The 26,693-nt window shown below is 37.9% G+C and carries 24 protein-coding genes; 10 read left to right on the forward strand and 14 right to left on the reverse strand.

Annotated elements, in window-relative coordinates; genetic code table 11:
* Positions 1 to 6: 6 nt before the first annotated feature.
* Positions 7 to 1,449, forward strand: coding sequence for an amino acid permease (locus tag J655_RS11715; RefSeq protein WP_002117418.1), 1,443 nt, complete (start codon positions 7 to 9; stop codon positions 1,447 to 1,449).
* Between the two features lie 66 nt (positions 1,450 to 1,515).
* Here J655_RS11715 and J655_RS11720 read toward each other — a convergent pair whose 3' ends face one another.
* Entirely contained in the window at positions 1,516 to 3,015 is a 1,500-nt protein-coding gene (locus J655_RS11720) for a PLP-dependent aminotransferase family protein (RefSeq protein WP_032006622.1), read from the reverse strand.
* 156 nt (positions 3,016 to 3,171) lie between these two features.
* Here J655_RS11720 and gabT point away from each other — a divergent pair, with 156 nt between their 5' ends.
* Both gabT and J655_RS11730 read left to right on the forward strand, forming a co-directional pair.
* Entirely contained in the window at positions 3,172 to 4,464 is a 1,293-nt protein-coding gene (gabT, locus tag J655_RS11725) for a 4-aminobutyrate--2-oxoglutarate transaminase (protein ID WP_004789969.1), read from the forward strand.
* A complete protein-coding gene (locus tag J655_RS11730) occupies positions 4,461 to 5,909 on the forward strand; it encodes an NAD-dependent succinate-semialdehyde dehydrogenase (protein ID WP_017481786.1) in 1,449 nt (482 codons plus the stop codon). Before gabT ends, J655_RS11730 begins: the two co-directional genes overlap by 4 nt.
* Positions 5,910 to 6,013: 104 nt before the next feature.
* On the opposite strand, the gene J655_RS11735 is transcribed toward J655_RS11730, so the two are convergent.
* Entirely contained in the window at positions 6,014 to 6,988 is a 975-nt protein-coding gene (locus tag J655_RS11735) for a LysR substrate-binding domain-containing protein (protein WP_032052394.1), read from the reverse strand.
* Positions 6,989 to 7,008: 20 nt separating this feature from the next.
* Positions 7,009 to 7,635: an isochorismate family cysteine hydrolase YcaC gene (gene ycaC, locus J655_RS11740; protein WP_000046156.1), complete on the reverse strand. Its 627-nt coding sequence runs from the start codon at positions 7,633 to 7,635 to the stop codon at positions 7,009 to 7,011.
* A gap of 277 nt (positions 7,636 to 7,912) precedes the next feature.
* Between ycaC and J655_RS11745 the strand changes: the two genes are divergently transcribed.
* From J655_RS11745 to J655_RS11765, 5 genes are all read left to right on the forward strand, one after another.
* The gene (locus J655_RS11745) at positions 7,913 to 8,785 is read left to right on the forward strand and encodes a pirin family protein (RefSeq protein ID WP_032052395.1); all 873 of its coding nucleotides are present in this window, start codon (positions 7,913 to 7,915) and stop codon (positions 8,783 to 8,785) included.
* Positions 8,786 to 9,225: 440 nt separating this feature from the next.
* Positions 9,226 to 10,524, forward strand: coding sequence for an FAD-dependent oxidoreductase (locus J655_RS11750; RefSeq protein WP_049069090.1), 1,299 nt, complete (start codon positions 9,226 to 9,228; stop codon positions 10,522 to 10,524).
* A gap of 4 nt (positions 10,525 to 10,528) precedes the next feature.
* A complete protein-coding gene (locus tag J655_RS11755; protein WP_032006627.1) occupies positions 10,529 to 11,356 on the forward strand; it encodes an SAM-dependent methyltransferase in 828 nt (275 codons plus the stop codon).
* An 8-nt stretch (positions 11,357 to 11,364) separates the two neighbouring features.
* Positions 11,365 to 11,787 carry a GFA family protein gene (locus J655_RS11760; RefSeq protein ID WP_002117390.1) on the forward strand — a complete coding sequence of 141 codons (423 nt, stop codon included), beginning with the start codon at positions 11,365 to 11,367 and terminating at the stop codon, positions 11,785 to 11,787.
* A gap of 1,358 nt (positions 11,788 to 13,145) precedes the next feature.
* Positions 13,146 to 13,811 carry a hypothetical protein gene (locus J655_RS11765; protein ID WP_032052396.1) on the forward strand — a complete coding sequence of 222 codons (666 nt, stop codon included), beginning with the start codon at positions 13,146 to 13,148 and terminating at the stop codon, positions 13,809 to 13,811.
* A 259-nt stretch (positions 13,812 to 14,070) separates the two neighbouring features.
* Here the strand turns inward: J655_RS11765 and J655_RS11770 are convergent, their stop codons facing one another.
* The 9 genes from J655_RS11770 to J655_RS11810 form a co-directional block, all read right to left on the reverse strand.
* Positions 14,071 to 14,964, reverse strand: coding sequence for a hypothetical protein (locus J655_RS11770; RefSeq protein ID WP_032052397.1), 894 nt, complete (start codon positions 14,962 to 14,964; stop codon positions 14,071 to 14,073).
* 101 nt (positions 14,965 to 15,065) lie between these two features.
* Positions 15,066 to 16,892: a DUF262 domain-containing protein gene (locus J655_RS11775; RefSeq protein ID WP_032052398.1), complete on the reverse strand. Its 1,827-nt coding sequence runs from the start codon at positions 16,890 to 16,892 to the stop codon at positions 15,066 to 15,068.
* 179 nt (positions 16,893 to 17,071) lie between these two features.
* Positions 17,072 to 19,177: a DEAD/DEAH box helicase gene (locus tag J655_RS11780; RefSeq protein ID WP_032052399.1), complete on the reverse strand. Its 2,106-nt coding sequence runs from the start codon at positions 19,175 to 19,177 to the stop codon at positions 17,072 to 17,074.
* A 71-nt stretch (positions 19,178 to 19,248) separates the two neighbouring features.
* On the reverse strand, positions 19,249 to 20,409 hold the full coding sequence (locus J655_RS11785; protein WP_032052400.1) for a site-specific integrase: 1,161 nt from the start codon (positions 20,407 to 20,409) through the stop codon (positions 19,249 to 19,251).
* Positions 20,410 to 20,732: 323 nt separating this feature from the next.
* Positions 20,733 to 21,377 (reverse strand): hypothetical protein, encoded by a 645-nt coding sequence (locus J655_RS11790; RefSeq protein ID WP_032052401.1) that lies wholly within the window; start codon positions 21,375 to 21,377, stop codon positions 20,733 to 20,735.
* Between the two features lie 571 nt (positions 21,378 to 21,948).
* Positions 21,949 to 22,227 carry a hypothetical protein gene (locus tag J655_RS11795; protein WP_032052402.1) on the reverse strand — a complete coding sequence of 93 codons (279 nt, stop codon included), beginning with the start codon at positions 22,225 to 22,227 and terminating at the stop codon, positions 21,949 to 21,951.
* Positions 22,228 to 22,287: 60 nt separating this feature from the next.
* On the reverse strand, positions 22,288 to 22,629 hold the full coding sequence (locus J655_RS11800; protein WP_032052403.1) for a hypothetical protein: 342 nt from the start codon (positions 22,627 to 22,629) through the stop codon (positions 22,288 to 22,290).
* Positions 22,616 to 23,146 carry a hypothetical protein gene (locus J655_RS11805; protein WP_032052404.1) on the reverse strand — a complete coding sequence of 177 codons (531 nt, stop codon included), beginning with the start codon at positions 23,144 to 23,146 and terminating at the stop codon, positions 22,616 to 22,618. The genes J655_RS11800 and J655_RS11805 overlap by 14 nt, the downstream gene beginning before the upstream one ends.
* Before the next feature lie 77 nt (positions 23,147 to 23,223).
* A complete protein-coding gene (locus J655_RS11810; protein ID WP_032052405.1) occupies positions 23,224 to 23,763 on the reverse strand; it encodes a hypothetical protein in 540 nt (179 codons plus the stop codon).
* Between the two features lie 118 nt (positions 23,764 to 23,881).
* Between J655_RS11810 and J655_RS11815 the strand changes: the two genes are divergently transcribed.
* Complete coding sequence (locus J655_RS11815) at positions 23,882 to 24,136, forward strand: helix-turn-helix domain-containing protein (protein ID WP_032052406.1); 255 nt, start codon at positions 23,882 to 23,884, stop codon at positions 24,134 to 24,136.
* A gap of 30 nt (positions 24,137 to 24,166) precedes the next feature.
* Here J655_RS11815 and J655_RS11820 read toward each other — a convergent pair whose 3' ends face one another.
* Entirely contained in the window at positions 24,167 to 24,394 is a 228-nt protein-coding gene (locus J655_RS11820) for a helix-turn-helix transcriptional regulator (protein WP_017402813.1), read from the reverse strand.
* A gap of 16 nt (positions 24,395 to 24,410) precedes the next feature.
* A complete protein-coding gene (locus tag J655_RS25305) occupies positions 24,411 to 24,569 on the reverse strand; it encodes a hypothetical protein (RefSeq protein ID WP_005134555.1) in 159 nt (52 codons plus the stop codon).
* Positions 24,570 to 25,357: 788 nt separating this feature from the next.
* On the opposite strand from J655_RS25305, the gene J655_RS11825 reads away from it, so the two are divergent.
* A partial coding sequence (locus J655_RS11825; RefSeq protein WP_032052407.1) for an Ig-like domain-containing protein occupies positions 25,358 to 26,693 on the forward strand: 1,336 nt, incomplete at its 3' end.

Consider the following 26,693-nt stretch of genomic DNA (forward strand, 5'->3'; position numbering starts at 1 on the left):
AATGATATGGCAGCTCATCAAAATGGTTCTGAAGCCAATCACTCCCAAAGTTTAAAACATGGACTCAAATCACGCCACCTGACCATGATCTCGATTGCAGGGGTTATTGGTGGTTCTCTATTCGTCGGCTCAGGCAGTATTATTTACAATACTGGACCTGTAGTTTTCTTAACTTACGCTTTAGGTGGTCTACTTGTTTGGTTCATCATGCGTATGTTAGGCGAGATGGCCGTTTTAAACCCTGATAGTGGCTCTTTTTCAACTTATGCTGACCGTGCGATTGGCCGTTGGGCAGGGTTTTCAATTGGTTGGTTGTACTGGTGTACTCTGGCCATGCTCATGGGGTGGGAAGCCTATGTGGCAGGTAAAATTCTAAACAATTGGTTCCCGTTTATACCGATCTGGGTCTATATGGTCGTGGTGATTGGTGCACTGGTTGTTGTTAATTTACAAAACGTGAAAAACTATGGTGAATTTGAGTTTTGGTTCGCCCTCATCAAAGTCATCGCGATTGTTATTTTCCTTGTGATTGGTAGTTTAGCGATCATGCATTTGTGGCCTTGGGGTAATCCGGCTGCTTCTGGTATTAGTAATTTAACTTCTCAAGGCTTTATGCCAAATGGCGGCTCATCCGTTATCACAGCTTTGCTTGGAGTCATGTTTGCCTACATTGGTGCTGAAATTGTTACGGTAGCGGCAGCAGAGTCGGCAAATCCATCGAAAGAAATTCGTAAAGCATCAAACTCGGTGGTTTGGCGAATTATTTTATTCTACGTTGGTTCAATGTTCGTTGCGGTATGTTTGATTCCCCACAACAATGAACTTTTGAAAGATTCAACTTGGGGAACCTATAGCGTAACGTTGTCTGCACTAGGCATTCCTGGCGCGCGCCATATCGTAAACTTCGTGGTTCTAACCTCAGTATGTAGTTGCTTTAACTCAGCTCTTTATACGTGTTCACGTATGTTGTTCTCTTTAGCTAAACGTGGTGATGCACCGAAAAGTTTTGGCTCTGTAAACAGTAAAAGTAGTCCTTGGGTAGGCGTGATTGTGTCATGCTTCTTCTCTGTGATTGCCGTAGTTTTAACTGCAACCGAGAGTATGAATGTTTATGATTTTTTCATGTTAACAACAGGTGCAGCAACACTGTATGTTTACCTGACTATTGCTTATTCTCAGCTTCGTATGCGTAAAAAGTTAGAGGCTGAAGGCGTGAAAATTGACTTTAAAATGTGGATGTTCCCTTATCTAACTTATGTGGTGATCTTTGCAATTATTGGTGCAATTCTTACCATGTTGATTGAAGGCACCTATTTTAAAGAAGTGATTTACACCACAGCGCTGTTCGGCATTATTGTGTTCTTCGGTTTGTTGTCTGAAAAGCTAGGTTGGGGTAAAGATCGTAGAGCGACCCATTTAACTCATAGTCATGAAGAAAAGTTAGTTTAAATTTTTAAATAAAAAAAGAGCCTTACAAACAGGCTCTTTTTTATTTGTTTTAATAACAGAGGAAAGTTAATTTAGCGTAGGTACGCCTGCTTCACGTAAGCATTGGAGCAAGACGCCAAAAGCCATCACCATATCTTTTTCATTTACACAGGCAAAGCCCATCAGCAGCCCACGTTCTGCATGTGCATGTGACTGCATGTAGTACTGTGAAAGAGGACGAACTTTGACACCACGTTCAAGCGCTGTGGCTGCAATCGCGACATCATCGCAAGAGTTCGGTAGTTTTAAAACCAGATGTAACCCTGCCGCTTCATCATATTCATGAATAAATTCGGGACCAAGATAACGTTGAATTAAGCTCACCAAGTAGTCGCGGCGCTTGCCATAGAGTAGGCGCATACGGCGAATATGCGCTTCATAATGGCCTTCACGAATAAATTCAGCTAGGGCTTTTTGCTCAAGCAAGTGTCCACCACGATAAAGCTCGGCTGCTACAATGCGTAATGGTGAAAATAACGGCTTAGGTACGACTAAATAGCCAATTCTTAAGGATGGATAAATAGTTTTACTAAACGTGCCCATGTACAGCACAGGCGCATCATTTTCTAACCCTTGTAAAGATGGATAAGGCTGACCCGAGAAACGGAACTCACTGTCATAATCATCTTCGACAATCCAGCTATTATGCTGACGTGCAATCTCAATCAGTTTACGTCGGCGGTTTAGGCTTAAATGAGAGCCAAGCGGATATTGGTGTGAAGGCGTGACAAAAATGAGTTTTGGTGGCTTGGCCGGATTTTCCTCAGGAATAATACCTTCAGCATCGACAGGCATCGGCTGAATATCGAGACCATTAATACGCAATGTATTACGCATTCCCCAGTAAGCTGGATCTTCAATCCAGATTTTATCTCCCATATCGCTGAGCGCACGTGAGACTAAGTCGATCGCTTGGTGAATGCCTTCGGTAATAATAATCTGGTCTGCATCGCACTGAACCGAACGCGCAACACGTAAGTAATCTGCCAACGCACTTCGAAGCTCTATACATCCACCTGCATTGCTATAAATCAGGCGGTTAATGTCAGGCTCTCGGCTCAAGCGTGCTTGAATACGACTAAAAATATGATGTGGGAACTCGGTTACATCCGGTGCTCCCGGCACGAAAGCTCCCCATTGGTGTGGCGACGCTGCGGCATAGCCCAATAAGTTGGAACCACGCTGTGATAGCGCATAAGAATTTTGAACTTTTGGGCTTGAAACTACTGTTTTCTTGTTTTGTGTATTTAAAAAACTCTCTGGTAATTTTTCGGCAACCCATGTGCCGTGTCCCGTACGGGCTTCTAAGTAGCCTTCAGCTTGTAGCTGTTCATAGGCACTAAGCACTGTATTTCTTGAAACATGAATTTCACTGGCTAAGTCGCGTGACGCAGGTAGACGAGTCTTGGGCTGGATGACTCCATCAATAATGGCACCACGCAGGCAACGGAAAAGGCGTTGATGTAGTTTCCCTTCAGTGTCCTGTTGGAGTCGTTGCAGCAAATGATCTCCAAGTAAACTACGCAATTGGCTCTCTCCTACAGTTAAAAAGTGGCTCTCGTCAGTTGGCATCAGACGAGCGAAATTACATGCATAGGCAGTCGTTGTAAAGCACCCTGAAAATTAAGCACAGGATGCAAGAAACCAAAGCTGCAACTGATGATGAAAATATGAGGGAATCAAATGGATAATCAACATTCTGCACTTAACGCACGTAAACAGCAAGCAACTCCACGTGGTGTAGGCGTGATGTGTCAGTGGTATGCGGAAAAAGCTGAAAATGCCACGCTTTGGGACAAGGAAGGCAACCAATTTATCGACTTTGCTGGCGGTATTGCGGTTTTAAATACAGGCCATCGCCACCCTAAAGTGATTGCAGCGGTGACTGAACAACTCACTAAATTTACGCATACTGCCTATCAAGTAACACCTTATGAAAGCTATGTCGCTTTAGCTGAGCGTATTAATGAACGCGCGCCAATTGCGGGGCCTGCGAAGTCAGCTTTTTTCACAACTGGTGCAGAAGCAGTTGAAAATGCGGTAAAGATTGCTCGTTGTTATACAGGTCGTCACGGCATTATCACTTTTGGTAATGGTTTCCACGGTCGTTCATTCATGACGATGGCAATGACAGGTAAAACAGCGCCTTACAAACGTGATTTCGGTGTAATGCCAGCGGGTGTGTTCCACGCGCGTTACCCAGTGCCTGCTAAAGGTATTTCAGTAGACGCGGCAATTGAAAGCGTTGAAGATATTTTCAGTGAAGATATTGCACCACATGATGTTGCGGCAATCGTACTTGAGCCAGTACAAGGTGAAGGCGGTTTCAATGTTGTGCCAGCTGAGTTCTTAAAACGTTTACGTTCAATTTGCGACAAGCACGGCATTTTATTGGTTGCTGACGAAGTACAATCAGGTTTTGCCCGTACTGGTAAATTGTTCGCAATGAACTATTACGAGACTAAAGCAGACCTCATCACGATGGCGAAAAGCTTGGGCGGCGGTTTCCCTATTTCAGGTGTTGTGGGCCGTGCAGAAGTGATGGATGCACCAAACCCTGGTGGTTTAGGCGGTACTTACGCAGGTAGCCCAATTGCGGTTGCTGCTGCGCATGCTGTGATTGATGCGATTGAAGAAGAAAACTTATGCGACCGTGCAAATGAATTAGGTGCAGAGTTGGTTGTTGCACTTAAAGATATTCAGCAAGCAACAGGCGACGTCGTAACTGATATTCGTGCATTAGGTTCAATGGTTGCAGTAGAACTTGAAACAGCTGAACAAGCAAAAGTTGTACAAAACTATGCAATGGAAAACGGGTTGTTACTTCTTACTTGTGGTAAATACGGTAATGTAATTCGTTTCTTATATCCATTAACCATTCCTGCTGAACAATTTCGTCAAGGCCTTGATATCTTGAAACAAGGTTTTGCGACACTCAAAGCAGGTAGTGCAAAAGCAATGGAGCAATCTGCATGATTCAAAATAATTTGCAGTATTTATTAAAACATCCTGATATTTCATTAGAAGCACCTGCATCAAATGACTATATCGAAGTTAATGATGCTGCTACAGGTGAAACTTTGGCATGGGTAAAAACCTATGACCGTGCAGGAGTTGAAGCCGCAATTAACCGTTCAGCAAAAGCGCAAGCTGCTTGGAAAAAGCAAACTGCTTTGGCGCGTGCTGATGTGTTATTGGCATGGTACAACCTCATGCTTGAGCACAAAGAAAATCTGGCTCAAATCTTAACAGCTGAGCAAGGTAAACCATTGGCAGAAGCACGTGGTGAAATTGGTTATGCAGCCTCATTCATCCGCTGGTTTGCCGAGCAAGCTCGCCGTATTGATGGTGAAGTCTTAACACCTACGTTGCCAAACCAACGTCTGCTCGTGATTAAACAAGCGATTGGCGTTACAGCTGCAATTACGCCGTGGAATTTCCCTGCTGCTATGATTACGCGTAAAGCAGGCCCAGCCATTGCTGCGGGTTGTTCAATGTTGGTTAAACCGGCAGAGCAAACGCCGTTAACCGCCTATGCACTTGAAGTATTGGCTTTACAGGCAGGTTTACCAGCTGATGTTTTAATTAACATTAGTGGTGATGCGGTTGAAGTGGGTAAAACACTATGTGAAAGCGATATTGTTCGTAAGTTAAGCTTCACAGGTTCAACTCAAGTTGGCCGTATCTTGATGCAACAATGTGCGCCAACCATTAAAAAGCTTTCGCTTGAACTCGGTGGTAATGCACCAGTTGTGGTATTTGACGATGCTAACCTTGAGCAAGCAGTTCAGGGCATTATGGCAAGTAAATATCGTAACAGCGGTCAAACTTGTGTATGTGCTAACCGTATTTATGTTCAAGACGGTATTTACGATGCATTGGCAGAGCGTTTGGTTGAAGCTGTGTCTAAGCTTAAAGTTGGCGATGGCCGTCAAGAAGGTTCAACTCAAGGGCCTTTAATTGATGAAGATGCGATTGCAAAAGTTCAGTCTCATATTGCAGATGCAACTGAGAAAGGCGCGACAATTCGTATCGGTGGTCAGCGTTCGGCACTTGGTGGCACATTCTTTGAGCCAACAGTTTTAACTGGCGTAACTCAAGACATGAAAGTGTCTAAAGAAGAAACTTTTGGTCCGCTTGCACCACTATTCCGCTTTAAAACTGAAGATGAAGCAGTGGCGATGGCGAACGATACCGAGTTTGGTTTAGCTGCTTATTTATTTACTCAAAGCACAGCTCGTCAATGGCGAGTGGGTGAAGCACTCGAATACGGTATGGTCGGCATTAACACGGGCGCGATTTCAAACGAAGTTGCTCCGTTTGGTGGCGTAAAACAATCAGGTCTAGGTCGTGAAGGTTCAAAATTCGGCATCGAAGAATATGTCGAAATGAAATACCTCTGCGTAGACTTATCTGAGTAAGGAATAAAGCGAGTTCGTTTTGTTCTGAACGAAAACATACAGTTATGCTGTATGTGATGTTTCACAAAAACCCGGTCATGCCCATTCATGACCGGTTTTTTATTTTAAGTCGATAGATAGCCATCACGACTTTCAGGCAAACGCCTGAGTTCATCAATCAGCGTTTCAATGAGTTTTTCAACCACCAAACGCTGACCTTTTCTTGAAACATATACCAATTGCAACGTACCAATATTCGACTTCCAGTCAGAAAGAATATGTATAAGCGTACCTTTACGAATTTCAGATTCGACGGTCAAAAAAGGAAGGTCGGCAATGCCTAAACCATCCATCACGGCATAATACACACCAGCCAAATCATTACTTTTGATTCGTGGTTGATAAGGCACATCGACAGTTTCACCATTACGAATATTGCATAAATGCCAAATAGGATTTTGCTTTTGAGTACCTAAGCTAATACTCGGAAAGTCCTGTAATTCAGAATAATGTTCAATGATGCGACCTTGCAGTAATTCAGGCGAAGCCACCAAACAATGATCGGTTTTAATCACATCACGAACAATTAAATTCGAATCTTCATTGGGTTCAAAATTGGTACGAATCGCGAGGTCGATATCATCATGCAAGATGTCTACTCGACGGCTTGTTAGCTCGAGTGCGATCTCAACTTTGGGGTAGGTTTTTAAAAACTGATTTAAAATTTTTCTAATTTGAAAATGCATCATCAGAGGTGGACAACTTACTTTGACCAATCCTTGAGGCTCACTTTTTTGCTTTAATAACACGTTTTCTGCACATTCAACTTGAGTAATAACTTTGCAGCATTCCTCATAAAACTCTTGGCCTAAATCGGTCACCTTAAAATCACGTGTTGTTCTTTGAATCAGGCTGACATTAAATTTATTTTCAAGGTCAATAATGCGTCGGCTGAGCTTAGATTTACTAATATTTTCAGCATCACTGGCTGCACTAAAGCCGCCGTGTTTTACGACTAAATAGAAATAATAAAAATCATCAAAAGAACTTATCAATGTCCGATCAATCCATTTAAATTTAAGATTAGAGCGCTTAAGCACTCTAATCTTGGCAATTGAACTTATTTTTGGCTAGTGTTGTGATTGTAGCTTGAAATCAGGTTACGGTAGTCAGGAATGTGATTTGAGAACAATGTACCCAAACCTTCGATGTCGTTACGCCAGTCACGGTGTAATTCACATGCCATACCAAACCACGTCATAAGCTGAGCACCTGCTTTTGACATACGGTCCCAAGCAGCATCACGTGTTAATTCGTTGAAAGTACCAGAAGCATCAGTAATCACAAATACTTCAAAGCCTTCTGCGAGTGCAGATAAAGCTGGGAATGCCACACAAACCTCAGTTACCACACCTGCAATAATTAGTTGTTTTTTACCTGTCGCTTTAACCGCTTTTACGAAGTCTTCATTGTCCCATGCATTGATTTGGCCTGGACGAGGGATGAAAGGCGCATCTGGATGAATCTCTTTTAACTCAGGAACTAAAGGACCGTTTGGACCAGTTTCAAAACTGGTTGTCAAAATCGTTGGAAGGTTGAAGTATTTTGCTGCATTCGCAACAGCAAGTACGTTGTTTTTAAATTTATCTGGATCGATATCTCGAACTAAAGAAAGCAAACCTGCTTGGTGGTCAACTAAAAGAACCGCAGCATTATCCTTGTCTAAACGCACGTAATCTTGAGCCATTTTTTATGTCCTCGTGTTATCAAAATAAATAATCAAAAATTATTGAGTAGGTCGTTATTGCCTAAAATTATGCTAGTTGAGTTTTATGTCGTGATTAAGTCTAAAAAATAGGATTAAGAATTTTAAAAATAGGACGATCTTAAAAAGAGTACATTAAATTCTATGATTGTCTCATAGATGAAATAATGTGTTGCTAATCCTGATCTATAAACTGCAATTATTGAGGCGTAAAATCAATACCAGTTCAAGAAAATCCTACATATATAGGAGAGATCAGATGAAGAAATTTCTTGGTGCATATCAAAATAACCACATGCATTGGGTGGGTGATGGTTTCCCTGTATATAACCTATTCTCTTATGACCGTTTAGGCCAAACCTTAAGCCCATTTTTGCTACTCGATTATGCAGCGCCTTATACATTCTCGCCAACGACTGAACAGCAAGGCGTAGGTTCGCATCCTCACCGTGGCTTTGAAACAGTGACCATCGCCTACCAAGGTGAGGTGACCCATAAAGACTCAAGTGGCGGCGGCGGAACCATTAAAACTGGTGATGTACAGTGGATGACTGCGGGTGCAGGCGTGTTGCATGAAGAGTTCCATTCTCCTGAATTTGCAGAGCATGGTGGTCTTTTTGAAATGGTGCAATTGTGGGTAAATTTACCTGCTCATTCAAAAATGACGCCTGGAAAATACCAAGCGATTGAAGCGAAAGATATTCCAGACATTGCACTAGACGAACAAGGCAGTCATTTGCGGATTATTGCAGGTGAATATGCAGATGCAAAAGGTGCTGCAACTACATTTAGTCCATTAAATGTATGGGATGGTAAATTGGTTAAAGGCCAAAAACATACCCTCTATGTACCTGAAGGTCACACCACGCTTGTTGTGATATTAGATGGTGCTGTTGTGGTTAATGATGCAAATCGTCTTGAAGGTAAAACCGTTGCGATTTTGTCTCGTGAGGGCGTTGAGTTTAGTTTAAATGCAGAAGAAGACACTAAATTTTTAGTGTTAACTGGCCAACCACTCAATGAACCAATCGAAGGTTATGGTCCATTCGTCATGAATACCAAAGCCGAGATTATGGAAGCGATTAATGATTTTAATCGTGGAAAATTCGGTTCAATCATGCAAGAAGCATAAATTGCCGAATTGCATTTGAAGAACCTCTAAAAACAAAGTAATAAAAAGCCCGCTATCAAGTGTGAATAGCGGGCTTTTTCGCTGTAAAGATTCTGTTTTTATGATGGTTTTCATTGTTGTTGCGGCAGTGTTTTATGTGATTTGCTTCTCATTATTATGACTTAATAATATATTAAAAAAAGATTCTTGTAAAACAAATGATATAAAAATAGTTAAATTATCTTATTTTATTTAAAAGATTTTTTTTAAATTTTCAAAAAATATAAGGTTTTATCAGCTTCTCTGATTTTGTAAAAAAATATAAAAACTTGATCTTATTAGCAGCTAAATATTTTCTATATAAATTGATGCAAAAAATAAAAATCTGGTAGTTTTTAATACGGTGTTTTTTTGGGGTATGAGTGATAATCAAAAAAATTCTCGAAAAATGGGACATCATTTTGAATATCGCAATTATTGGCAGTGGAATGGCAGGTCTTGCGGCAGCAAGAATTCTGAAAGATGCAGGGCATACGATCACGATATTTGAAGCACTTTCTGGCCGGGGAATGGATAGCCATAGCATTGAGTTCGATGGTGGAATTATTGATGCACCGCTTCGTGTGATGAATCCTCACTTATGGAAAAATACACTCAGCCTTGCTGCTCATTTAGGCATTAAAACTTTCCCAGTTCGTACTTATATGTCTTGTAGCTGGTTATTCGAAGATCGTACGGAAACATGGTTAACGACATCTCGTAGCCGTATTGGTAATTTCCCGATTATTAATAACCGTAAAGGCATCCAGCAATATGGCTGGCGTCTTGTGAAAGGGATGTTGCAATTAAAAACTGCGATTCACCAGTTTTTTAAATCTAAAAATCAAGATATTACCCTCGCTGAATTTATTAATCAGAACGATATTGAGGAAGTATTCTGGCATGGTGTGGTTATGCCAGTGCTCTATACAATCTGTACGTGTAATCCGAAAACAATTGGCGATTGGCCTGCAAAAAACTTACTTGAGTTTTTACGTCACTTAACTGATGGCGACATGTTATTGCGCATGAAGGGTGGTACACCTGCATTTGTAGATAGCTTGATTAAAGGCATCGATATCCATAGCGGATCGGCAATTAAGAAAGTTGAGCAACAAGGCGAAAAAGTACTGGTTGAAAACAGCCAAGGTGAACAGAACTTATTTGATCGAGTGATTGTTGCAACGCCAACCTCTAAAATCGATGAGTTTTTAAATCCTGAACAGTTTGCAGAAGATATGAACTTGCTTAAGCAATTCCGCTTTGAACAAGGCGATCTTGTGATTCATACCGATGCGACAGTCATGCCGCCACGCCGTAAAGACTGGTCAGTACTGAGCTACATGATGGACCGTAAGTTTACGCGTCAGCAATTTACAGTTTGGATGAATGCGGTTGAGCCAACACTCGTAGGTAAAAATCCTGTATTCCAGACTTGGCGTCCAGTGGTTGATATCGACCCTAAAAAAGTTATTTCAAAAGTGACTTTAACGCGTGCGGTTGTAGACTCACAAACAGTTGCTTTAAACAAAGAATTGCAACAACGCCATTTAGACCCAAGCCGTAAAGTATTTTACTGTGGTTCATGGTCGTGTGATGGCTTGCCAATTTTAGAGTCAGCAGTTACTTCTGCCATGCATATTGCTGAAATTTTAGGTGCACCTTTACCATTTGTAGGTTTAAAACCTAAGGTGGAAGTCGCCCCAGAACTCGGCTACTAAAATTGTGAAAACAAAAGTTCGAGCAGTTCTCTCTCGATTCATCCCTCATAAATATGCAATTGATGCATCAAGCTTAGGGGATGATCAAGAGCTTGCTTGGACAAATTTGGGTTTTTGGAAAAATACCCAAAACTACCGTGAAGCTTGTCGCCAATTGGCTGACCATTTGGCACAAGCTATCAATTTAAATTCAAAAGATCATCTCTTAGATTTAGGCTGCGGACAGGGTGCAAGTTTGTTGCACTGGTTACAGCATTATCAGCCTAAAAGCCTCAGTGCAGTTGAATTGCAAACCCAATGTGTTCATAAAATTCAAAAGCTTATTCCCGAAATAAGCCAGATTCTCTGTGGTTCATTTTTAAATTTAAAACAATTTGAATTTAAACAATACTTCGATGTGGTGATGTGTATTGATGCGGCTTATCACAGTCATTTAAATTCATTTCTAGATTCCATCACTCCAGTTTTAAATTCAAAAGGACGATTAGGTTTTCACTACCTAATGCGTGCCGATTCATGTCAAAACATGACCATTTTACAAGAACAAAAGCATCGTTATTTACTCAAAGCAGCAAATGTCGCTTGGGATAGTGTGCCAAATGAAAAAATGCTCAGAGCTACCTTGGAACAACAAGGTTTTGTCGATATTCAAATTGAAGATTTATCTCAGCAAGTATTACTCGGTTTTTCGCAATATATTCAAAATCAACAAGGACAAAAGCAAAGCCGAGGATTGGCAAATTTTAAAATTCAAATGACTGCAAAGTTATGCCAACAACTCTACCAAAATGGATATGTACGTTATATTCAAATCACAGCAATAAAAAAATAGGATGAGCTATGTCAGCCAAATATCAAGGATCGTGTTTATGTGGAGCTGTGAGCTACCAAAGTGAAGCAGAGCCACGTTATAGCTTTAATTGCCACTGTCGGGATTGCCAAAAGGCCACAGGTTCAGCATATGCACCAATCGCTTTTTTTCACCAGTCTGAATTGAAAGTAAGTGGTGAGCTTAAATATTTTGAGACTTTGGGATCTTCTGGCCGACCTATTAAACGAGCGTTTTGCCCGACGTGTGGTTCTCAGCTTTTTGGCTTACCTGAAATTGCGCCTGAAATGATTTCAATACGTGCAGGTACGCTTGATGACCCGAGTCTTTATCAACCTAGAGCAGAGGTGTTTGTGAGCCAAGCCTATGCATGGGATACACTGAACCCCAACCTTAAACACTTTGAAAAAATGATAGAGAAGAGCAAGAAATAAGGCTTAATTAAAAAAGCCAAATATTGCCAAAGTACAGATTAAAGTAAAGCTGACAATGGCGAAAAATAATATGGTTTTTCTAAATTTTAGCTGAGGCATTTTACTTACAATGAAAATAAGGCATGTAAGTATGGTCACTAAAGGTTGAAAAAGATTTGATGGAAAAGTAAACATCTCGTTCATTGTTGTTTTTAAATTTATTCTAGAAATAAAGTAATAAACTCATTATATCGTTTTCTTATTTAATTGACGAACAGAATTTGTTTATAAATTCATATTTTTATTTCAATGATAGTAAATCAAGTTTTAAATTTAAAAGAACCATGTACGCTTTTTCGTACATATATTCGGGAAATTGACCCCTTTTTATGACGTGATAAATTGCCTATGATGAACTCATCAGGAACAGGAAGTTCCGAAACGTAAAACAACAATAATAAGTTTAAGCATCAGGACGTGAGGTATTACAGGAAGTGTACCTAGTAACGAAATACGAAAAAAGCCCAACAGGATGTTGGGCTTTTTTCATTTCTTATTAACGAATTTCTTTGCCACCTAAGACAATAGAGTCACAAGGTAGATTGTAAAATCTACAGACAACAAAAAACCCATAAATCAAATATTCATGAGGTTTAATGATGGTGCCGGCACACGGATTCGAACTGTGGACCTACTGATTACAAGTAAGAGTAAGTCATTATTTTTATTGAATAAATCCAATATTATGCGAGCATAGAATTGTAAATTATTGAATGAAATCAATGAGACCAGACTTATTTTTTCATAAGTTATTGAAAAATAAGAGGATGGCAAAAAATGATAGACTCATAGGAAAATATTCATTTTTGTAAGCCTAAGATATATAAGACCTCCATTCTGGAAAATTTGGTACAAAACCGTTGATGGACCGTACAATTGCTACCGACCGTAAGAATAGACCGTAGAAAGATAAGAGATTTTGATAGACCGTAAATGACCATGTTAAATCATTGAACAGTGGATACGACCGTAATCTTCTGATCATTTGTGACTGTAAGCATGTTCTAGTAGATAATGCGATGAATAATAGAGGAGGAGTGTCGGGATTTTTTTTCTTTTATATCAATTTCTCCCCCTAACTCTTGCTATTTTTCCATAATTTTCAAAGGAATTCTCATATTTTCAATGCGGAAAATATTTTCCGCATTTGTATTCTCTGCTCTCTGAGAGGTCGATAGATGAGTCTCTTTGATCAGAGAATACAAATGAAAAAGTGAGGAATCTGCTGAAGCTAATTGTTATAGAATGACTTTTAATATTTCAATTTTTATTAATGATGATTTGAATTATCATATTTACATTAGTTTCGAGAAGAAATAATGAAAAGTAAGAAAATTGCATGTTTAGGTTTTTTAGCATTTATAGGGATTATTCTTTTTAGTACGGCTATTTTTAATTGGTTCTGGACAGGAACAGGGGAAAGTAGTTCAAGAAGTTTTTATGCACCGTTCACAAATGATCTTAACGAGTTCAAAGAATATGCTGCACTATATATAGCTTTACTGAGTTGCTGCGCTACGGCATTTGCGGGGTTTGCTGTATTTCTAGTATTTAATGATTGGAAAGACCAACATAATAAAACAGTGATTGCTGAAGAAGCAAAAAGTCTTTTAATTGCTATCAATGATGACATTGAAGTTATTACTAGTATATCTGGAACATTAAGAAACAAAAAACGCAGTTTGCTGGTTCATGAAATATATGATGAGATAGCTACTAGAACTAAAAAAATTAATGAGAATAATTATAAAATATCTAGTAAGGCTTTGGTTTTATATGAACTAAATGATGATGAAAAACTAAAAGAGATTCGAGATAAATATGATAAAAACATGATTGAACTGCAAAGAAAAATACTCCTTCATTTAGAAAGTAATAGTAATGTTGGTTGTATGATCGATATGTTTGACGAGATTTTGCCTAAATTTATGCATAATAATAAAGTTTATAAGAGAAAAGTTCGCTCTTACATATTGGCTGAGTAAAACTCTACAAGATGGTATTATTGTTTGAATAAAAATGGCACATTACGTGCCATCCATCCATTTAAAAAAGCTAGGCTATTAGTCGTCAAGCGACCTTTCTTCTAGCCCTATCCGTGCATTTAAGATAATGAACTTCTTTTCCCTCACTGAGACGTTGTAAAACCCATATCCGAAGACTGTTAAGCCCATGAATTGAGCTTTCCTAGTCAGATAAGGTTTTTTATCGTTAAATACTTTAATTAACGGTATTTAGAGGATTCTATCTTCGATTGTGTTCCGTTCTAGATGCGATGTCAGGTATTGAGTCTGCTGGGCTAATAATCGTTTGAACATTTGCACGTTCTTTTAGCCTATGTTGAGCTACATAAGCAAAAGATTTTCCAGTTCGTTCTGCTTCTTTCTGTATTTCATATATCTCTTCGCCAGAGATAGGATTATTGCTAGCATCAATGAGTGTTGAGAAGTGGTATGTAGCTTCGTCTTGATTTTCTGAGATAGTTGTATGCTCAAGTATATCATTTAAATCAACATCAAGAGCTTCTTGCATACCTGAACCGATAGCTCCGAAATTGTGTTTAAACCAGCCACCTTGTTCCTTACTTGTTTTTAATATGAATAAATCATATTCATGGAATGGTAAATGAAATTCGTTGAAGTTAATAAACTGCTGCCCATCGATTCTCATTTGAAAGTGGTAGTGCGGGTAGTCAATTGATGTTCCTTTATGCCCCTCAAAGTCATTTGGAGAACAGTCGAATGTCCATTCAATATTTTTCCATTTCACTGTATAGGATAGAATTTTTTTATCTGATTTTTCTTCTTCCAAATCATTAATGTTCGATAGCATTCTTTCTTGGTTTGCACACCATCGAATAAATGCGGCAATATTTCCATAACCATATTTTTGGTAGAGTTTAGGAAAGTCTTTTTTCTTAAACTTGCATTGACGTAATAACCAATGCAGACACGGTGTATTTTTGCTAATAGTTTGGAATGGCTTATTGCATAGGTAACATATTCCTATTTTATATCCAGCCTGAAAGGCTTCAGCTTGCTTTCTATGCTCTTCATCATTTTTCCGATTTACTTCTGCAATCTCCTCGGGAGACATTGCTTCATAAATTTTTTTATATCTTTCTGTATCATATTGCATGTAATTTTCCCTCTAAAATTTAATACTACGTTATAATTTTAGTTGTAGCCGTTACAGTAATCAGCGCACTGTAACGACTCGCTTTTTTAAATTATATAGTGCTATGAATCAATTCGTTGTCCGCAAATTTTCCAAACATTTAAGGCTAAATCTAAAAGAATTTCCTGTCGTTTTGATACTGCCAAGCTATCCCAAAACTTAAATGAATATGCAGAAGCTTCTTTAAAGCGATTAATGGCAGTGTTTTTCCCAATAGTGTAATCATCATTTATTAGATTTGTTGTTAATACATCTGATTTAATGTATTCATCACATTTACTTGCAAACCACACGCCATTCAGATCATTCATTCTATTTACGGCTTGATTAATTACACTTTCTAATAAAGTAACATTGCCTAATTTATACACTGAATTGTGATAGCTTGCTTTGTCTACAAACTCTGGAGTAAGGATTCCATCTTTAGGTGTTTGAGGAAGGATATGCTCTATTTCATATGCCTGCACTTGCTTGTGTGATAACGGTGTTAATCCAGATTCGATACGTGCCTGATTTTCTAAGCTGCCGAGAATAAAACGTTGTCTATATTGAGGGTTATATGATCCATGTCTAATATTCAAGAAAACATGCTTAAATTCATCATATTTTTCTTTGATATAAGGAAGAATGGTTACAGCAACAGTTTTGGTAATTTCTGCTTCAGTAACTTTACCTCTAAACTCTCTTGCCCACATAGCGAATAATCTTTCATTATTTTTAGATTGTATGCCAAGTGTATTGCTAAAAAAATAGAAGCTTTCGAGCTGTTTTGCTAAGTAATTTAACTCTTTATCTTGCGTTTTCTTTTCTAACGCTAATAGGAGTACTAAATGCTGTCTAGCTTTATATTTATTGATGAAGCCAATATTAGTTACATTCGGAAAGTTACTTTTATCTGCTTGGTTAGGATTGATACTTTTTGTTGCATTGACTAAGTAAGCGTAACGTTGAGCAATGAATTGGATTTCTATTACTAAATCTAAAGGATTTGATTCATAGTTGAGAGTTTTCTTTCCTGATGGTGAGATAATCCATTTGTAAATATCATCTTCTCTGAGGATACCATCATGATAACGAGCCATCATGAAATAACGTAAGAATCGTAAAGGGTTCTCATCTTCACCACAACTTTGCAGTAATGCAGTGATTTTTTTCCACGTATCTTTAATTTTCTCAAAGTCTTTCTGATTTGCTTTGCTAAATAATAGGTTCTTTACTAGATCCATAGCATTGAGGCCAACACCACGTTGATTGATCGTTTCAAAGATTTTTAATGCACTACCAATATTTTCAGATTCAATAATGACAAGATCAATATGATTGATAAAATATCGAATATAAGAAACGAGTACATCACAGCCCTTTTCTAGATACTTATTAAGATGAGCCTTTATAGTCTTATAAGCTTCGAGCATCTTTTGAATAGAAGCAGTTTTGTCACCATCATATTCTGTTTGAAGAATTAAATGTGATAGGAAGCCTTTGCTTTCATCATATTGAAGTTCTAATCTAATCTCTTCTTGATCAGTTTTAGTATTAAAATCACATAGTAATTTTTGTATTGTTTCAAGGTATCTCTTCGGTATTCTATCCAACTCTTGATTTTCTAGTAGATCTCGCATGGCACACAGGGTGAGCATGATTGTAGTAAGGCGTTGTTGCCCATCGATAACCTCATATTTACCCTCATCATTTTTTACGATAATTATAGAACCTATGAAATAGCTTTGCTGTTCTTTACTATCTTCTTCATATTCATTATCAACATCTACAAGAAATTGCTCAACCTGATCATCTGCTTTCCATACATATTCACGTTGATAATTAGGTACCGAAAAGTAGAAATCCTTTAATTCGAAAACTGACTTTTTATCGGCTGTAATTTCCATAGATGTACCCCACTGTAAAATCCCTTTTTATCAGTTCCATTATCTTCTTTCAATGCTATATTCTAAGTTTTTAGACTAAATATCCTATTAATTTATATTAAGTTATTTAGTTGAAATAGGGATGAGAAAAATGGCACTTGATGTGCCATTTTAGTTTTGTAAAAATTAGACTGAGATAATTACTCCTCAACTAATTGTCCTGTACGAGCGTTATATCGTTTTTCATTTAAGAGCATGGTTTTCTTGGTTCTTACTGAGAACTCATTAAATCCATATCCGAAGGCGGTTAAGCCTTTGAATTGTACTTTCTTCAACTGATAGGGTTTCTTAACGTTAAACACATGAATAAAGCAGTATTTCTGTAAAAAAAGAATAGATTTACCAGCCTTGAATTGTAGAGTGTTATCTGCTGTCACCTCAACATATTTATCAGGGTAACGTTTCAGTGACTCCATAATGGATTTTTTATCCGCAACTTTTTGTAGCCCCTTATTCATGAGCTGTGTAACCTCATCATAACTGTGTATTTGCTCTTTAAACTCCTTATGTTGATAGGCTGTACGTAACTTTTGCATCACACTAATAACAATAGGGTTGCTTTGATATTCATGGCTGAGCTTGATGATTTTATCTGTATGATCATGTTTAATTGACTGGCATACATCCTTGAGATTATCTAGTCGTTCTGAAAGCTGCATAGCTTCTTCATAGATTTCCATACGGATAGGGTTTTCATCATCCTCAAATTCAGGGCTCTCATGGATCGGGAGATGATCAATCTTTTTCTTGAATTCATTGAAAGTCTTAACCTTATGTAATGTAAGCAAGAGTGAGCGACGTACTTTTATAACAGCATCTTTACGCTGTTCTTCCAATGATTTTTCACTTTCATTAAAAGCATCCTCAATTTCTTGAGGGAGTGGGTTGTTATTGTTGATTACAGTGACATTTGCATCAGGTAAAAATTGTAATAAGCGTTGTTTCAGATAGTTGATATTGCTATAGCACTGCTGAGTATCCAAGCGATAGAATCGAGCCACAAGACTTGCAATATTGAGACCGATCGTTTTGTTATCGGACCAGAAGCCTTTACAGCCGATCAGTCCGTTCGTTAACCCATTCATGATTTTGGTTTTATCAATCTTGGTTGAAACAATATCCTCAAAACCTGTAAATCGTTCAGCATTCAAGAAAATTCTGATCTCATTTAAAAAAAGACTAACTTCATGGTAGGTTTTATTATTCTGAGCAACATATTTTGTATGCTGTTTAAAGAAATTAATTTTAGTGTTATTGATTGGTGTTGGTAGATGAATAAAAACAGGTGGATTAGCTACACGTAATCGCCCTATAAATTGAACAATTTCTTCTGGGTGCGTACTACTACCCACGATATGGATACTATCAATCTCCTCATCACTATTTTTGAGGTTAATGGCCTCATCTAAAATAGATGTACAAATCACAGCATCATATTCAGTATTGATACGCTCAAGACTTAATAATTCCTGACAGTCAGGATTAGACATTTCCTTACTATTAATCAATTGGATGTTGAATCCTTCTTTCTTATAGATTTCCTTCACCTGTTTGGCGATCTCGATATCATTCACACGAATGACAATCACTTTTTTACACTGTCCTTTTCGAAGTTTCTTCAAACGCATGAGTACATCGTATACCCAGTAACGAGAATTAAATATAGTAGGATTAACAATACTAATTGAGCGCCGTTGCTGAGCAGTTTGAGTAAACTTGTAGTACTGGCTGATTTGAATATTCAGTTTCTCGAAAAGATGACTGGTTAAGGTTGCTGTCAAAAATACAATTCGATCAAACTTTTGGTTTTTCACCACCTCTAAAATGTACTGTATTGGCTTTTCACGATACGTTCCTACGGAATAGAGTTTTTGTACCTCATCCACAACAATGATTGCTTTAGATGAAAGGTGGGGCTCGAATTTAGCAAATTGATCGTAGGTCATTACCAAATGTTTTCTGATAATGGCAGGGATGTCATTCTTTGAAATAGCTTGATTGCCATGAATAAATACATAAGCATTATCATCCCCATAAATTTGCTGTAGCTGTTCTACTTGTGCGACAAGAGGACATAACATGATGATTTGATGGTTTTGAGCAAGATATTTCATCACAAAGGTACTCTTACCCATTCCAGTTCCGCCTTGGATGAGTGAATGACCATGTGATAGAGACTCTAGGCTATCGGAGATACGTTGCTTTTCGGTTAGAACAATTTCTTGTGATTTAGGTAAAATTGACATAAAAAAGTCCTCTGGATATGCCTGTGAGGGCATATCCATTCAAAATTTAAATTGCGGTAAAAGTGGTTTAACTAAGCAACTTTGGCTTGCAGAATGACTGAGGCGACTTGTTCGGATGCCTGTTTTAGGGTGCTAGATTGCAGATGTGCATAACGTTGAGTTGTTTGGGGGGATGCGTGTCCTAATAAATGTTGGACGATAAAAAGACTCTGACCACTGTTGACTGCTGCACTTGCAAAGTTATGACGTAAATCATGAATTCGAATATTGGAAATATTGGCGCTATCCATAATTTTGTCGAAAGTTTTACGCATGTCGTTGAATGGCAAGAGCGTCTTAGGATTAGCAAATACATATTCGCTACATTGAGGCATAGCCTTGATAATATTTAGGGCTTCGTGATTCAAATTAATGTGACGAGCTTTACCCGATTTATTATGGGTAAGCAGCCATACACCTGTATCCAGATTAATATCCGTCCATTTAACATCCATTGCCTCACGCTTACGGACACCTGTGATGAGCAGAAATTTCACCAAAGCAACAATAGTCAAATTATCGATGCCATAGGAGTGCGGGGCATTCAGGACATTGAGTAATCGAGGTAGTTCCTGTTCTGACAAGTAGCGCTCAATTTGATTATTCTCCTTAAGCTTTTTCACTCTACTGACAGGGTTCGTATCAATATGCTCATGATCGATTGCCATTTGAAACAGAGAGGACAATAGTGCTCTCATACGATTGACTGAAGCATTGGCAAGACCTTTTGCCTTTACCTTATTGAGTACCTCTATCAGCATCCCTGTTGTGATTTGAGATAATTGATACTTCCCTAATTCAGGAATGAGATGCTGCTCAAGACGAGCTTTCTCATCGGGATAAGAACGTTTTCGGCCTTTACTATCACTGAGATAAGGACCACGAGAAAATGCTTCAAATGTGGGAATGGGCGGTTCAACCTTATAAGCATCTTGAGGGTCAATTCCCTTAGCCAGTAGACTCTTAGCCTCCATTGCCATGATTTGAGCCTCTTTGATTGTCATAGTGGTGTGGTCACCAATGGCATAGGCACGTTTTTTGCCTTGATAAACATAACGAATGAGGAAGCGTCGTTTACCAGAGCGTGTGACAACATGCTTTAAAAGATTGACTGTTGGATCAGTCATTTCAACTTCACGTTTGTCTTTAGGGCATCGTAATTTTGGGATGTCCATCGGGGAATTATTTGACATATCTGACTCCTTATAGCTTTAAAAGGCGTAAGAATCCCTGACCCGTAATAAAGGTCATAAATTTGAAGGGGAATAGTTACGAGTGTTTCTTCTATAAAAAAAATATCTGACTGTAATTGGATTAGATTACGGTCAATGTCTTGGTTTCCCTTCCGGACGGGGTCCCAAAAATATTTAGCGTAGCGATGTTATCGCTGGAGAGATCATCGTGATGATGTTTATCAATTAGCTCAAAAGTTTGTCTGTACTGAACTTTTGTTAGTAGTTTAATTCTAAAGAGTTTTGTCTTTTACTATTTGCTCAAGACTACCTAGGGTAATAATTCAGAGTAAATAATTAGGCCAACTCGCTGATTCTGGATTGAATTCTGGAAAGTACTTTAGGGGAAGCATCTTAGCAGTATTTAATATCTGCTTAGAGTTACCATTATAGTGCTCCAAATCAAGAAGGCGGATTATCACAAGACCTTTAATTGTATCCTTGGATTCAATGGAATATATACCGATAAATGCATTATCTAAATTTTCTCGTTTTTTGAGTGATGAGACGATAATCGCTGCTTTTGCTGTATATACATGGTAGAAAAAATCAGTGTCTCCTTTTTCGATATTTTCCTTAGTAAGTAGGATTGGGCAATTTTTTAAGATTCGGTTTTTAGGGTCCAAAATAGGTGGAATATACATACATGAATCAGTTTGATTAAGTCTAGCCAAGCCCTTCATCATTTCATCGAATTTATAAACACAGAGTTCTTTTTTTGAAGCTTGTTCCAAAAAGTCTGGACTAATTTTGTTAATTTCACTCTTAGAGCGTCCGTGGAAATCTCCGTAATACGTTGCGATTGAATATTCGCTCGAATTTACGGGAATTGTTAGGGCTGGATCACGATAATGGGCTACACCAATTTGTTTATCAAAACTAAAAAAATTCGTAACGTGACCTAATGTGCAAAGATCTGATTGGTCCATGATAAATCTCCATAAATACAGTGGTTAAATAGTAGTCTTAAACTCAACGTGGAGGCATCTTAGGAGAAGATTTATTTGGTTGCAATAGGGGGAAATTCGGCTAAATTATATATTTCAAAGGTGGGGTTGTGTATATTTTGATCGATTAGTGTGTGCCATTGGGTTGCGCTGGTGGTAGATTTTTAAATTATATAAGTTATTGTAATATAATAGATATTTATTTTATACCAAATGGTGAAAATTGTTTTCTCCCTATAAGTCCTTGCCGAAATGAGGAGTGGGTGATTCGGAAAGGATATTCAGGACAAAACGGGAAAATCACTAAAATAATCGGATAAATCTAAGCTCTAAAAATAGTGTGTTTTTTGAACGATTTTGTGATAATTTCTGGGGTGAAAAAAAATTTCATTTTTTCTTGAATGCTCTTTTTTTAATCAATTTAGGCCTACTGACTAGTAGAGAGAGGAGCGGTAAATCAAAAAAAGCTATCATCTGTTGAGTGTGTTCAAAAAGAAAAAAGATACCGTATAGCTTATTTTGCTATACGGTCTATTTACGGTTTTTTGTCAGGTCAATAATCCATGGGGAGTAAAATTGTGGTGATAGATCGATCAGCTTCGGTAATCATCCACACTTTTTCATTACCAAAATCGTAGCTTGAGAGAATCCGGAAATCCTCAATCAAAGCCTGTTCATTTGCTTCACGGTCAGGTTCATTTAAATTACCCCAGTCGCCATGTTGATGTCGATGAAGTAAATCGAAAGGAGTAATGCATTTTTGAGTCATGAACTCTACTGCATTTTTAGTAGCCACGACTTGTCCCAAAGCGAATAAGATATGCCTTGTCATAAAATAGCCTTAGATAAAAATTAGTAAAAGGTTTTGTAGGGGGGTGTGCCTTAAATAGCTTTAGATCGCTGTCAAGGAATGATTGTTGAATATGTCATTCGGAACATAGATTAATATGCCTTCATTATCATTGAGCAATACATAAACCTCATACCAGTTCTCTTTCTTTTCGACATATTCCACTTCACCTAAGTGAAGCTTATTGCTCAGACTAAAGGTCAGATTGGCAAGCGGTTCAGATAAATCAGATTCATCTTCACAAATAATAAACCACCCATGTAGGGTGGCTTGATAAGGCTCATCATACTGTTGCTCTAAAGTCAGGATGTGATTGGAAATACTTTCCTTAATCGCTTCATTGTGTAGATGTGATAAATCATCTTTGGTCTTAATGCATTTCATCATCTGCTTGTTCCTCAGCTTCGGATTCGATAGATTGATTCTTAGGTTTTGGACCACGTTTGGCAGGAATCTTAGTCACTATATTCTCTTGAATATCAGTTTTACCTATCATTTCTTCAAGGCGAAGAGGCCATAGTTCATATTCCTCTATCACTTCCAGTAAACGGGCTGTTTGGGGATGTAAGCGAATGACCTGTTGATCAACTAAAACTGCACCCAAGAAACTATAGTTATTGACTGATTTTCCAATGAATAAGCCTTTCAAGGCAGTTGCATGGAATGGCTTCCCTGAGTGCAATAATTCTTTGATCGTTTTGAGGATGTCATCCACCTTGATGAGTTCAGAGCTAAATCCACCAGATGATTCATTGTGGCTCAAAGCAATACCAAGAGATAAATCATCATTGTCTTGCCAAAGTTGGTAATGTAATTGGCCTTTAGAGCGTTCAGAAAGCTTATTGCAAATAAAAGTTTTGATGAGGGTTTGATTAACCTTATCGAATACGCGTTGTTGCATGTTGAAATTCCTTAGAAATAAAAAATCCCGATGACCTGTAAAGATCATCGGGACTGATAAATTGATAATGGGTTTAGTTATCTGCGCTGTTCAACCTTTTGTACCTCACGTTGTACGCAAGCATTCCAAGGGGGCGAGCTTTCAACATATTGAGAGCAGTTTCTCAAAGCACCCATAGAAGCCTGTTGCATGGTGCCAAGCATTTGTCCATATGCATCAAGATCAGCAATTGAGACATCACCTGCACGTTTGGTTTGAGTCGTAGACTGACGTTGGGTCGCTTGTTCAGCTTTCCTTTGCTGTTCCAATGCTTGTTGAGCGCGAAGTTCCTGCTGCTTCAACACTAAATATTCTTCCTTAGTATTAAAGTCAGCAAAGCCAGTAATTTCTCCGTCAGCGTTGTATTTCAAAGCTCGCCAGATAGTTTTACCTTTTTCAGTTACAGGGATAATGCCGTCAGGCGAACTTATGATTCGTTGAGCCATTTCCTGTTGTTGTTGAGCTTGATAAGAAACTACCAATTCATTAGCAGAATTAGCAACTTGTTGAACATCTGGATTACCAGAGAATGTAGCTACTGCAGTCAGTGCAGAGCTAAGTAAATTTGAAAACCCCATCTTTATGCACCTTATATTTTCTCGTTAGAAAGTGAAGACTTAGTTCTGATTTCAGGAATAGTTACATATTACATGTATCTATATTGGGTACAAAATATATTGTATCGATAATAGGTACATGACAGCAAGTATCAATACCCCAGAAATGCAGGCTTTAACTAAGTGGTTGAAGCAAATGCGGGAAGAACAACACCTCACTATGCGAGCAGTAGCTGAACGCATGGGTAAACCACACTCGTACATTCAAAAGGTTGAACAAGGCGAGCGTCGGTTAGATGTTGTCGAGTATGTTTGGTATTGCCGTATACTTGGAATTACCCCAGAGGAGGGGTTAGAGCAGATTAGGCAAGCGATTCCAGCATCAAAAAATTGATATGGATCATAATAACTATTAAGAAGAGATTTACTTGTTTTGCTCTTGAGGATCAAGATCAATTAAGCGAATACCCTGATGAGGGTCAATATTCAAGGCTTGGCAATAATAAATAAATTCAATGACCTCCAAGCGATAATCACCATGTTCCACATCTTCAATGTATTGCAAAGGTTTGCCCAGCCTATGAGCTAATTGCTGTTGAGTTAGATCATTGAATTCGCGTTGCTGTTTGAGCCACTCTTTCAAAGCTTTCATTTTCATCTCCATGTACTTAGATCATAACTCCAACTACAGCATGTAGTTTAGTGAGAACATGCGTATCTTGGTCATTGCAGATACGAATAGCATGTGCAATGGACTGGATTTGTGGATGAGGAATTGATGCAAGAAGATCGGAAACTGTATCAAGCTCAGGAAAGTATTTCTTCATGGTCACTCCTTGGTTAATAGACCATGTAGATAATATCTATGCAAATTCAAGACAAATACAGGCATTATTATTTTTATGGAAGATAACTAAGAAATATAATTGACTCTAAGCATATATCTGATTGAGGATCAGTAATTGAGACAAGTACAAATAGGTTGTGTAGATAGTATCTTCTGTTCTTTGATGTAAGCTGTCTATACATGATTTTAAATAGAGTTTAGAAAACTTAAAGTGGATAAGAGCATTTTTTTAATAAATTTAGGTGAATAGCCATTGCTATAATAATTAAGAATAAAATTGGTTTTTAGAAATTTTATATTGAGAGGGAAATAGTGTTTGGATATTTTAAGTGAAAATATTTCTTGATTTTGAAAATAAGTTAAAATATATTGAATGGCATTAGGTTTTTTTGAAAATATTAGAAATAGTTATCAGTTTATAGCCCATAACTTCCCCAAGGTATGGGTTTTTTTTATAGAAGATATTTAAAGTTAAATTAAAAATTTAGATGTTTTTTTTTAATAAAACTCTGGATGAATTTATTGGTAAATATGAGCCTTATACAAGCAATTTGATGTCTATGCGACACATCCTAAAAATGTTGAACAAGTAAAGTAGTTGAAACCTTAAAATGGCCTCTAGACTTATAGTCTTGAAGATTTTTTTAGATAAAATTTATAATAAAAGTGTGAACTAGTTAGTAGAATAATTAATTTTTAATTATTGTGTAATTATTCTTATGTTTTTGTGGTAGATTTTTGTTTATTTTTTTTGGATTATTTACAAAAATGCAAAACATACTTACTTTTATTAAAAATGGTCAAAAATTTACGTTAGATGCAAGCAATATTAAAAGTGTAAGAGATACGGGAAATGGTTTTGAAATCACTCTTAAAAGTGGTGAGATAATTCAAGCTGAGTCCTATAGCGTTACTCCTAATACTCAACCAGTGGAGCAAGTTTCTAGTCAGCAAGTAGAAAATAATTCTGAAGCTGATGAGGAAGTTGAAAAAGAAGAAGTTTTAAAAGAAAAGAGTTTATTGGATTCACAAGCAATGTTATGGGGTGGTGCTGCGATCGCACTTGGTGGTATTGCGGTAGCAGCATCAGGTAGTGGTGGTAGTGATGGTTCAGCACCTTCTGATCAAACTCCTCCAGCAAGTTTAACTAAAATATTGTCTAAAGATGGTAAAACGGTAAGTGGTTTAACAGAAGCTGGAGCAACTGTTATAGTTGAAAATTCGGCTGGAAAAGTAATCGGTTCTGCCAAAGCCGGAGCAGATGGGACATATTTAATTAATTTGGATAAAGCCTATATTAATGGTGAAATACTAAAAGTTTCTGCTCAAGATACTGCTGGTAATAGTACTGTTAAACAAGAACTTATCGCTTCTGATATTACAGCTCCTACTTTAACACATGCTATTTCTTCTAACGGTAAAACTATTACAGGTTTGACAGAGGCTAATTCAACTGTCACCGTCAAAGATTCATCTGGAAAAATTATTGGAACTTCAAAGTCTGATAGTGATGGAAAATATACAGTCATACTAGATAAAGCTTATTTAAATGGTGAAAAGCTTACTATTTCTGCTGAAGATTTAGCTGGTAATAAATCAACGATTCAAACAATTTTGGCTGACGATAAAACTGCGCCAATAGGTTTAACAGCGATTATTGATTCTGCGGGTAAAGCGGTTACAGGTGTAACTGAAGCTAATGCAGCAGTAACAATAAAAAATACGGCGGGAACCGTAGTCGGTACAGCTACAGCTGATGCCACAGGTAAATACTCGATTATCCTAGATAAAGCTTACTTGAATGGAGAAAGCTTAAGTGCAACAGCATCAGATAAAGCGGGTAATGCTACAGTACCAAAAACAATAGTTGCACCCGACACCACTGCACCTTCAAGTCTGACTATAACTATCGACACAACAGGTAAAGTGGTTACAGGTATAACTGAAGCGAATGCTGTTGTAACAGTTAAGAATGCTACAGGAACTGTAGTTGGTACAGCTACAGCTGATGCTACAGGTAAATATTCAATTACCTTAGATAAGGCTTATCTAAATGGCGAAAGCCTAAGTGCTACAGCATCAGATAAAGCGGGTAATACTACAG

It is taken from the genome of Acinetobacter sp. 1294243 (genome assembly GCF_000588015.1).
GTDB classification, from domain to species: domain Bacteria; phylum Pseudomonadota; class Gammaproteobacteria; order Pseudomonadales; family Moraxellaceae; genus Acinetobacter; species Acinetobacter pittii.

Coding starts and splice junctions, on each gene's coding strand:
- J655_RS11715 (WP_002117418.1), top strand. CDS start 7: ATGGCAGCTCATCAAAATGGTTCTGAAGCCAATCACTCCCAAAGTTTA.
- gabT (WP_004789969.1), top strand. CDS start 3,172: ATGGATAATCAACATTCTGCACTTAACGCACGTAAACAGCAAGCAACT.
- J655_RS11730 (WP_017481786.1), top strand. CDS start 4,461: ATGATTCAAAATAATTTGCAGTATTTATTAAAACATCCTGATATTTCA.
- ycaC (WP_000046156.1), bottom strand. CDS start 7,635: ATGGCTCAAGATTACGTGCGTTTAGACAAGGATAATGCTGCGGTTCTT.
- J655_RS11745 (WP_032052395.1), top strand. CDS start 7,913: ATGAAGAAATTTCTTGGTGCATATCAAAATAACCACATGCATTGGGTG.
- J655_RS11760 (WP_002117390.1), top strand. CDS start 11,365: ATGTCAGCCAAATATCAAGGATCGTGTTTATGTGGAGCTGTGAGCTAC.
- J655_RS11765 (WP_032052396.1), top strand. CDS start 13,146: ATGAAAAGTAAGAAAATTGCATGTTTAGGTTTTTTAGCATTTATAGGG.
- J655_RS11770 (WP_032052397.1), bottom strand. CDS start 14,964: ATGCAATATGATACAGAAAGATATAAAAAAATTTATGAAGCAATGTCT.
- J655_RS11775 (WP_032052398.1), bottom strand. CDS start 16,892: ATGGAAATTACAGCCGATAAAAAGTCAGTTTTCGAATTAAAGGATTTC.
- J655_RS11780 (WP_032052399.1), bottom strand. CDS start 19,177: ATGTCAATTTTACCTAAATCACAAGAAATTGTTCTAACCGAAAAGCAA.
- J655_RS11785 (WP_032052400.1), bottom strand. CDS start 20,409: ATGTCAAATAATTCCCCGATGGACATCCCAAAATTACGATGCCCTAAA.
- J655_RS11790 (WP_032052401.1), bottom strand. CDS start 21,377: ATGGACCAATCAGATCTTTGCACATTAGGTCACGTTACGAATTTTTTT.
- J655_RS11795 (WP_032052402.1), bottom strand. CDS start 22,227: ATGACAAGGCATATCTTATTCGCTTTGGGACAAGTCGTGGCTACTAAA.
- J655_RS11800 (WP_032052403.1), bottom strand. CDS start 22,629: ATGAAATGCATTAAGACCAAAGATGATTTATCACATCTACACAATGAA.
- J655_RS11805 (WP_032052404.1), bottom strand. CDS start 23,146: ATGCAACAACGCGTATTCGATAAGGTTAATCAAACCCTCATCAAAACT.
- J655_RS11810 (WP_032052405.1), bottom strand. CDS start 23,763: ATGGGGTTTTCAAATTTACTTAGCTCTGCACTGACTGCAGTAGCTACA.
- J655_RS11815 (WP_032052406.1), top strand. CDS start 23,882: ATGACAGCAAGTATCAATACCCCAGAAATGCAGGCTTTAACTAAGTGG.
- J655_RS11820 (WP_017402813.1), bottom strand. CDS start 24,394: ATGAAAGCTTTGAAAGAGTGGCTCAAACAGCAACGCGAATTCAATGAT.
- J655_RS25305 (WP_005134555.1), bottom strand. CDS start 24,569: ATGAAGAAATACTTTCCTGAGCTTGATACAGTTTCCGATCTTCTTGCA.